Here is a 7,973-nt window from a genome sequence, read left to right as displayed (position 1 = left end):
GTGCGGCTCGCACGGTATGCCCCCCGTGCGAGCCGTACCGGATTCTCGCGTCTTCCCCGCGATTCCGTGGCCGAAAGCGAGAACCGGGGTCCCGGGCCCGGCCCGCGCGCTAACCTGGGCTTTTGCCCGGCGGAGGGTTGCGGAACGGACCGGCCGGCGCCGCCTCCATGGCCGCGGCGGCCTTCGTCATGATCCGCCTCATGGTCTCGATCTCCTCGGGGCTGAGCCGGTCGATCAAAAAGGCGCGCACCACGGCCACATGCCCGGGGGCGGTCCGCTCCAGGCAGCGCCTGCCCTCCTCGGTGAGCACCGCGAGCACGCCCCGCTCATCGGAGGGGCAGGTCGCCCGCGTGACGAGTCCTCGTCTCTCCAACTGCCCGATCTGGTAGGTGAGACCACTTTTTGAAGTGATCAGCCGGCGGGCGAGCTCGGTCATCCGCATCTGCTCGTCGGGGCGTTCGGCGAGTGTCACCAGGATCTCGTACTGGGTGTGGGTCAGACCCGAGTCGGCTTTCAGCTGATCCTCGACGCGGCGCTCCAGCAGATGCGTCGCGGACAGGTAGGCCACCCACATGGCCATCTCGCTCTCGCTGAGCCATCTCGTCTCGCTCACCAGAACATCCTACGGCTTGTTCAAATTTGAACTAACCACTATGGTTTGGTTCAAATTCGAATGACAGCGAGGAGTCATCATGCTTGACCAAGTGCGCCCCTACGCCCTGCTGCTGGCGCGGATCGGCATCGGCGCGGTCTTCCTGGTCCACGGGCTGCAGAAGTTCATGACGATGGGGCTGGCCCAGACCACGGCCTTCTTCGACTCGCTGGGCATCCCGCTGGCGAGCGTCGCGGCCCCGGCGGTCGCCGTCCTCGAAGTCGTCGGCGGCATCGCGCTCATCCTGGGCGCGGCCCTGCCGGTCTTCGGCACTCTCCTCGTGCTCAACATGCTCGGCGCGATCGCCTTCGCCCACGCCCCGGCCGGCTTCTCGGTGAGCGAGGGGGGCTACGAGTTCGTCCTCACCCTTGCCGCCGGCACCCTGGCCATCGCCTTCAGCGGTGGCGGTGCCCTCGCCGTCGACGGTCTCCGTCAGGGGCGTCGCCGGCCGGTCACGGTCTAGGCTCCGTCCGCCGGGCGGAACATCGCGCGCCACGAGGTCCGGACCGCCGACAATGGGCATAGCTGTTTCGACGGTGCCGAATGGCTGGGGGTCGATGTGCGGTGGCTGCGAAGAATCGGCAGCGATTTCAAGGCTCGGCAGCACATCGACGCGTACGCCCTCACGATCGTCGTCTTCGGTTTCGCGTTCCTGTCAATCGTCAGCGACGCGCTGGACGACGACCTCAGATGGGCGGTCCTGCTCTCGGGGGTGGGATTGCTGCTCTACCGGATCACCCTTCCCGCGGAACCCGCCGAATCTCCCGACGGGCTGCTGAACGACCGGTCGGTGTACGACAGCGCGCCGCTGTCGTCGCTGCTCGCCCACGCGCGTGACGTCCGGGTGTTCGCCCCCTCCGCGGTCAACCTGCTCTCCGCGCAGACCTGCGAGATCATGCGCAACACGGTGCTCGCGCGGGAGAGGGGACGCGTCAGGATCGTCATTCTCGACCCCCTGGAGAAGGGGGCGGTCCAGCAGGCCGCGAAGCAACTGGACGACTCGATCGAGTTTCCCGTCCAGAGGCTTCCCGCCGCGCTGAAGAGCACCATGGAGCGCCTCCGCCTGATGAGCGGCTGGAAGACCGTGGGCGAGTTCGAGTACCGCCTCCTTTCCTACAGTCCGGGATTCAGCCTTGTGCTTCTCGACCCGGAGACCCCGCGGGGCCGGGTCATCGTGGAGATTCACGGCTTTCACAATCCCTCGACCTCGTCACGCATGCATCTGGAGCTGACCCGCGGCCGCGACGAGCGCTGGTACACCTACTGGGTGGAGCAGTTCAACCACATATGGGAGGCGGCGAGAACCGATGTCACGCCGTTTTCCGGAGGAAATCCTCAGCCTGCTTCCGAAGATGCGGTGGAAGCCCGGGAGTGACCGCGCCGAGCGCCCGCGAGGCGAAATCCTCGGCGGTCGCGTGCTGCCCCAGCAGGGCGTGGACGCGTGCGGCCCGCAGCAGGACCGGCCCGCTGTCCGACCCGTCGGCGGTCGCGTCGAGGATCTCCTGCCCGGCGGCGTCGAACCGTCCGGCCAGGGCGAGGGCCAGCGCCCTGGCGGCGATCGTGGTGGGCCGCTGGTGCCGTCTCACGCGATCCAGGTCGCGCAGGGCCTCGCCGGGCCTTCCGAGATCGGCGAGGATCTCTCCACGCAGCGCCAGCGTATCGACGGGGGGCTCGCTGGCGAGTGCCACGGCGCCGTTGAGAAGGGCGAGTGCGGCACGCGGCTGTCCCAGGTGCCACAGGGCCTCCCCGAGTGCCAGTTGTGCGGGCAGGTCGTTGGGAACCCAGGAGAGCGCGGCGCGCAACTGCTCCACCGCCCTGGCGTACTCGCCCTGGGCCAGCCAGAGCCGTCCCTCCGCGGTCAGCGCCGAGGCCACCCCGTTGAACCGCTGGAGCGTCGCGAACACGTCGGCCGCCTCCTCGAACCGGCGGCGCGCCCCCTGCACCTCGCCTCCCGCCGCCGCGACCTCCCCCAGCACGACCAGGGCCTCGGCCCGCACCCAGGTCTCGCCGGGCCCCGAGGCGCGGACCGCCTCCTCCGCGAGGTCGCGGGCCGTCTCCCAGTTCCGCCTGGCCAGTGCCGCCCGCGCGTCACCGAGGTAGGTCGCCGGGTGCTGCGACTGGCGCACCGAGCCGATCAGGCGGTCGTGCTGTAGCTCGTACCAGCGGATCCCGAGCCGGTGCTCGCCCCGCAGCAGGTGACGGTCCTCCAGCGCCTCGGCGATGGCGTTCGGCATGCCCGCCGTCTCACGGAGGCCCTCGTAGACGGTGTTGCGCGTCCCGTGCTCGGTGACGAAGGTCCTGCGCAGCCAGGAACGGATCTCGCTCGACGTGACCCCCGACTCGGCCGCGACCTGCGCCAGCATCCGCTCGCAGAAACCGGTCAGGAAGTGGTCGACGTTCACATGCAGGTTCACGTGCTCGGCGGTGATCTCGTGCAGGCCCGGCGGCAGCGAGTCCCACAGCGCGGAGCAGACGACCTGCAACTGGACGGGCTCGACGGTGTTGAGCGTCACCGTGGTCGTCTGCCCCTCGTCGTTGAGGAAGGGGACGGTGCGCAGGTCGTCGACGAGTCGTTCGGCGGCCCCCGGGGCGAAGGACCGGCCGGTGTGCTCGAGGGGTCTCGTCGTGGCGTCGAGCGCCGCCGCGCGCGAGAGCGGCAGCAGCTGGAACCGCGCCCGCGAGCCCCGGCCCAGCGGGCGCTCGTACGGCAGTACGGAGGCCAGATACTCCTCGCGCAGCGAGAGCAGCAGGTGGAGCCCGTCGTGCTCCTCGACAGCCCGCGCGAGCTGGCGCAGCAGCGCGTGGCGCTCCTCCTCCCGGTCGGGCGGACCGCCGAACAGTTCCTCCGCCTGGTCGACGGCGACCAGGGTGGGCACCGGGTCACCGTACCGGTCGACGCGTTCCGGGCGTCTGGCCAGGAAGTCCGAGACCGTCAGCCCGGCCAGCACGGACAGCGGCTCCTCCGGCGCCCAGGCCGACAGCAGCGCCAGTACGTACGGGTTGCCGGTGACCCTCGGGCGCAGCGAGGTGATCCCGCGGGGTGACACACGGGCCACGGGCAGGACGTCGGCGCGTTCGGGCTCGATGCGCGGCAGGACACCCGCGTGCAGCAGGGACGTCTTGCCGACCCCCGAGGCGCCGAACAGCACGGTGAGACCGGTGGCCTGCCAGATGGTGGAGATGTCGCGGCCCTCGCGCTCCCGCCCGAAGAACAGCGCGTGCTCGTCGCGGTCATAGGGGCGTAGCCCCACGTACGGGTGGATGGCCCCGTCGTTCCGGTGAGTCGCGTCTGTCATGGTGTCCGTCCCATTCTCCGCCGGAGCTCCGCGCAGAACTCCGAGGCGGTCCCCAGGAAGATCGAGATGTTCCAGCCGTCGAGATAGTGGGCGATGTAGCGCCTGGCCTTGCTCTCCGCGTCGCTCGCCGATCCGTTGATCTCGGGCATCAGCTGCACGCTCACGTGCCGCCGTTTGTTGCTGCGCGGCGTGCCGCGCATCAGGCCGTGGAACAGCACCCGAAACGTCCAGTCCTGCAGGCTGTAGCCGATGAAGAGCAGTGGCCGGGCGGTCATCGCCCGCAGGATCGGGGTCGGCAGCGGGTGCCTCCCGCCGGTCGCGACGACGTCCACCATGTTGACGAGGTAGGTCAGGTAGTCGGCCTCGGTCAGTACCAGTGACGCCGGTTCGGACCAGCTTCCGTGCAGATGGTAGACGAGGGGACAGTCCACCGTCGGTTCTGGCAGGACGGGCGCGGCGGCGGGATCGGCCTCCCACCAGGGGGAGACGGCGACGTGGGGCTCCTTGCCCTCGGCCCGCAGCGCCTCGGCCAGGAAGTCGTCGTAGTTCGTGGTGAGGAACGTCGTCACGGGGAAGCCGGCCAGCAGCCGGTGCGGCTCTTCCGGATCGCCGGGAGCGGGCCCCCCGTGGGAGCGGAGCAGCCTGCAGACCCCCTCCTTGAGATCCACCGGATCCCGCACCACCGCCGCGCCGTACTGCATCACGCGGGCGAGATTGCCCGGGTCGGAGAACGGGTAGCCGTAGTGGAGGGCGTACCGGTTACTCAGGGCGGCACCGGTGGGGAGCGTCCCGGCGCAGGCGCCCGCTCCGAGGAAAGGGGTGCAGTCACCCCTGTGGAGCTGGTCGATCAACCGTTGCCAGTCGACATCGTCCACGGTCCCACCATTGTTGTCGACAGAAAGTGCCAGTCTCGCACTCCAATGTCGCACATTGGTGGGTTATCACCAAGGTTTCTATATGGAGGAGTCGAATCCGGCCACCGGCCCCGCGTCCCCGTCGGCGGCTATTCGCCGGCGGACCAGGTCCAGGATGGAATCACCGATTTTGTCAAGATCGGCCAAGTTCAGACCCGTCAGGTCGATCAGACCTTTGCCGGAATCGATGTTAGCGGTGGCGGCTTCCTCGCTCATGCGGACTCCCTTGCGCCCACGGCGAGACGCACGCGTCCCCGGATCTCCGAGCGTCCTCGCCTACGCCTTGATGATTACATCCTTTCGGTGTTCAGGCGAGTACTCGGGAAGATAATTTGGCGGGCGGGACTATATAGTTGACCGGAAAATAGGCATTTTAGGGTGTGACAGAGATCCGCTGTTGAGGTGCGGCAATGAGACTCTGACCCCTTCGCTTATGCGCTCGTGGAGGCCCGGAGCCATAAGCTGATTCCCAATCGGGCGAGTGGAGGCCGTCGCGTGCCCATTTCACAGTCTTCGGGGACTTCCCGCCTGCCGGGACGCCAGCCCCAGATCTGGGGCAGGGTCCCCCAGCAGAACAAGAACTTCACAGGTCGTGAAGGCCTCCTCGACAAGCTGCACACCGGCGTCACGTCCGAGGTCACCGCCGTGGTGCCGCACGCCCTTCACGGGTTCGGCGGTGTCGGCAAGACCCACGTCGCGATCGAGTACGCCTACCGCTTCCGGCACGAGTACGACCTGGTCTGGTGGATACCCGCGGACCAGCCGATGCTGGTGCGCTCCTCGCTGGCCGCGCTCGCCCCGCACCTGGGCGTGCCCTCCTCCGCCGCGATGGGGGTGGAGGACGCGTCCGCCGCCGTGCTGGACGCCCTGCGCCGCGGTGACCCGTACTCCCGGTGGCTGCTCATCTTCGACAACGCCGAGCAGCCGGAGGACATCAACGACATCATCCCGCGGGGCCCGGGGCACGTCCTGATCACCTCACGCAACTACGCCTGGCAGAGCGTGGTCGACACCGTGCCCGTCGACGTCTTCAGCCGGGCGGAGAGCATCGAGTTCCTCACCAGGCGGGTCCCCGGCTCGACCAGCCACGAGGACATGAACCGGCTGGCCGAGCAGCTCGGCGACCTCCCGCTCGCGCTGGAGCAGGCCGGAGCGCTGCAGACGGAGACCGGGATGTCCGTCGAGCAGTATCTCCGGCTGCTCGACGAGCAGACGGCCCAGCTGCTCGACGCCAACAAGGCGTCGGACTATCCGCTGTCCATGACGGCGGCGTGGTCGCTGTCGGTGTCACAGCTCAAGGCGAAGCTGCCCGAGGCCGTGGAGCTCCTGCGCTGCTGCGCCTTCTTCGGACCCGATCCCATCCCCCGTGACGTGTTCGGGGCACTTCCCGACGACCTCGCGGTCGGGTCGCGTCTTGGCCCGCTTCTCGACAATCCGATCCTGCTGAGCCGGGCCATCAGGGAGCTGGGCCGGTACGCCCTGGCGCGGATCGACTCGGAGAACCGGACCATCCAGGTCCACCGGCTGGTTCAGGCACTGCTCCGTGCCGAGCTGGGCTGGGAGGAGCACGTGTCCTTCCGCCACGAGGTGCACCTCATGCTCGCCGCGGCGGCGCCGGGCCTTCCGGACGACACCGTCCTGTGGCCGCGCTACGCCGAGCTGCTCAGCCACATGACACCCGCGATGGTGGAGGCCGGTGAGGATCCCCGCATCCGTCGCTTCGCCCTCGACGTCGTGCGCTACCTCTACTCGTCCGGGGGCTACCAGTCGGCCAGCGACCTGGTCAAGGGCTTCATCGCCAGATGGCGGGCCGACAGCGGGGACGAGGACCAGCACGTGCTCTCCGCGCAGCGGCATCTCGGCATCGTCCTTCGCGAGCTCGGCGACTACCGGGCCTCCTTCGAACTCAACCGCGAGACCCTGACGCGGATGAGGAGGATTCTGGGACCCGACCACGAGGAGACCCTCCTGCTCACCAACAGTCATGGCGGAGACCTGCGGATGCGAGGTGACTTCACGGCGGCCCTGGCGCACGACAGGGAGTCGCTGCGGCGGCACCAGAGCGTGTTCGGCCCCCAGCATCACCGGACGCTGCGCGCCATGAACAACCTCGCCATCGACTATCTGCTGCTCGGCGACTACGAGAAGGCCTTCGAGCTGCAGGAGACCACCTACAGGCTGCACCGCCGTCCCGACTCGGGATCCAGCAAACAGAACATCCTCACCTCGGGCAACGGTCTCTCACGTATCGTGCGGCTCAGAGGTGACTATGCCGAAGCCTGCGACCTCGGCGAGGACGCGTACGAGTTCGGGGTGCAGGAGCTCGGCCCGGACCATCCCTGGACCCTGCGCACGGCGAAGGATCTGTCCATCGCCAAACGGCGGGTGGGGCAGATCGACGAGGCGTTCGACCTCGCGCAGGCGACGTACGAGCGGGAGGAGCGCATCTTCGGGCGAGACCACCACGACACGCTCGCGGCGGCACTGTGCCTGGCCAACGCGCAACGCACCAGAGGCGAGATCACCGAGGCGCTGGAGCTGCTGCGGGATGTGACGGCTCGCTATCCCCGCATGTACGGCGACGAGCACCCCTTCACCTTCGGCTGTGACATGAACCTGGCGCTGCTGCTGCGGGTCAACGGGCAGATCGAGGAGGCGAGCCGGCTCGATCTGAGCTCCCTGGAGGGTTTCGACCGCACGCTCGGCCGCGAGCACCACTACTCCCTCACCTGTGCGATCAACCTCGCCAGCGACTTCGCGGCACAGGGGGATGCCCCCAGTGCCAGGCGGCTGGGGCAGGAGACGCTGGCCCAGCTGCGCGAGTTGCTGGGGGTGGACCACCCGCTCACTCTCGCCTGCGCGAACAACCTCGTCATCGACCTGCGGGCGGAGGGTGCCTTCGAGGAGGCCCAGGCGCTGGAGGCCGACACCTTCGAGCGCTACCAGCGGGTGCTGGGCAACGACCATCCGGACACCAGGGTCGCCATGCGCGGTGAACGGCTCGACTTCGACTTCGCCGCCAGATCCCGGAGCAGGATCTCCGACCGGCCTTCGGCGGCGGCGTCCAGGAGTGCGGAGCCGAGGGCGAACTTGTAGGTGCGGGTGTTCGCC

At 68.7% G+C, this 7,973-nt stretch carries 7 protein-coding genes; 3 read left to right on the top strand and 4 right to left on the bottom strand.

All coding sequences use genetic code 11. The features are described from left to right. Window positions 1–109: 109 nt before the first annotated feature. Window positions 110–613: a MarR family transcriptional regulator gene (locus ABZ260_RS41560; RefSeq protein WP_355628749.1), complete on the bottom strand. Its 504-nt coding sequence runs from the start codon at window positions 611–613 to the stop codon at window positions 110–112. A 79-nt stretch (window positions 614–692) separates the two neighbouring features. On the opposite strand from ABZ260_RS41560, the gene ABZ260_RS41555 reads away from it, so the two are divergent. Together ABZ260_RS41555 and ABZ260_RS41550 are read left to right on the top strand one after the other, a co-directional pair. Next, on the top strand, window positions 693–1,115 hold the full coding sequence (locus ABZ260_RS41555; RefSeq protein WP_355628747.1) for a DoxX family protein: 423 nt from the start codon (window positions 693–695) through the stop codon (window positions 1,113–1,115). 96 nt (window positions 1,116–1,211) lie between these two features. Then, window positions 1,212–2,027 carry a hypothetical protein gene (locus ABZ260_RS41550; protein ID WP_355628744.1) on the top strand — a complete coding sequence of 272 codons (816 nt, stop codon included), beginning with the start codon at window positions 1,212–1,214 and terminating at the stop codon, window positions 2,025–2,027. Here the strand turns inward: ABZ260_RS41550 and ABZ260_RS41545 are convergent. The 3 genes from ABZ260_RS41545 to fxsA form a co-directional block, all read right to left on the bottom strand. Further along, a complete protein-coding gene (locus ABZ260_RS41545; RefSeq protein ID WP_355628741.1) occupies window positions 1,963–3,948 on the bottom strand; it encodes a tetratricopeptide repeat protein in 1,986 nt (661 codons plus the stop codon). The genes ABZ260_RS41550 and ABZ260_RS41545 overlap by 65 nt on opposite strands. Then, the gene (locus tag ABZ260_RS41540) at window positions 3,945–4,823 is read right to left on the bottom strand and encodes an SIR2 family protein (protein ID WP_355558946.1); all 879 of its coding nucleotides are present in this window, start codon (window positions 4,821–4,823) and stop codon (window positions 3,945–3,947) included. Before ABZ260_RS41540 ends, ABZ260_RS41545 begins: the two co-directional genes overlap by 4 nt. A gap of 78 nt (window positions 4,824–4,901) precedes the next feature. Further along, window positions 4,902–5,078 carry an FxSxx-COOH cyclophane-containing RiPP peptide gene (fxsA, locus tag ABZ260_RS41535; protein WP_350961881.1) on the bottom strand — a complete coding sequence of 59 codons (177 nt, stop codon included), beginning with the start codon at window positions 5,076–5,078 and terminating at the stop codon, window positions 4,902–4,904. Window positions 5,079–5,357: 279 nt separating this feature from the next. On the opposite strand from fxsA, the gene fxsT reads away from it, so the two are divergent. Next, entirely contained in the window at window positions 5,358–7,958 is a 2,601-nt protein-coding gene (fxsT, locus tag ABZ260_RS41530) for an FxSxx-COOH system tetratricopeptide repeat protein (RefSeq protein WP_355628739.1), read from the top strand. Window positions 7,959–7,973 lie beyond the last annotated feature (15 nt).

It is taken from the genome of Streptosporangium sp. NPDC006013 (assembly GCF_040614275.1).
Lineage (GTDB): Bacteria > Actinomycetota > Actinomycetes > Streptosporangiales > Streptosporangiaceae > Streptosporangium.
Note: the sequence above shows the minus strand (reverse complement) of the source record. Positions and strands in the feature narration are given on the sequence as shown.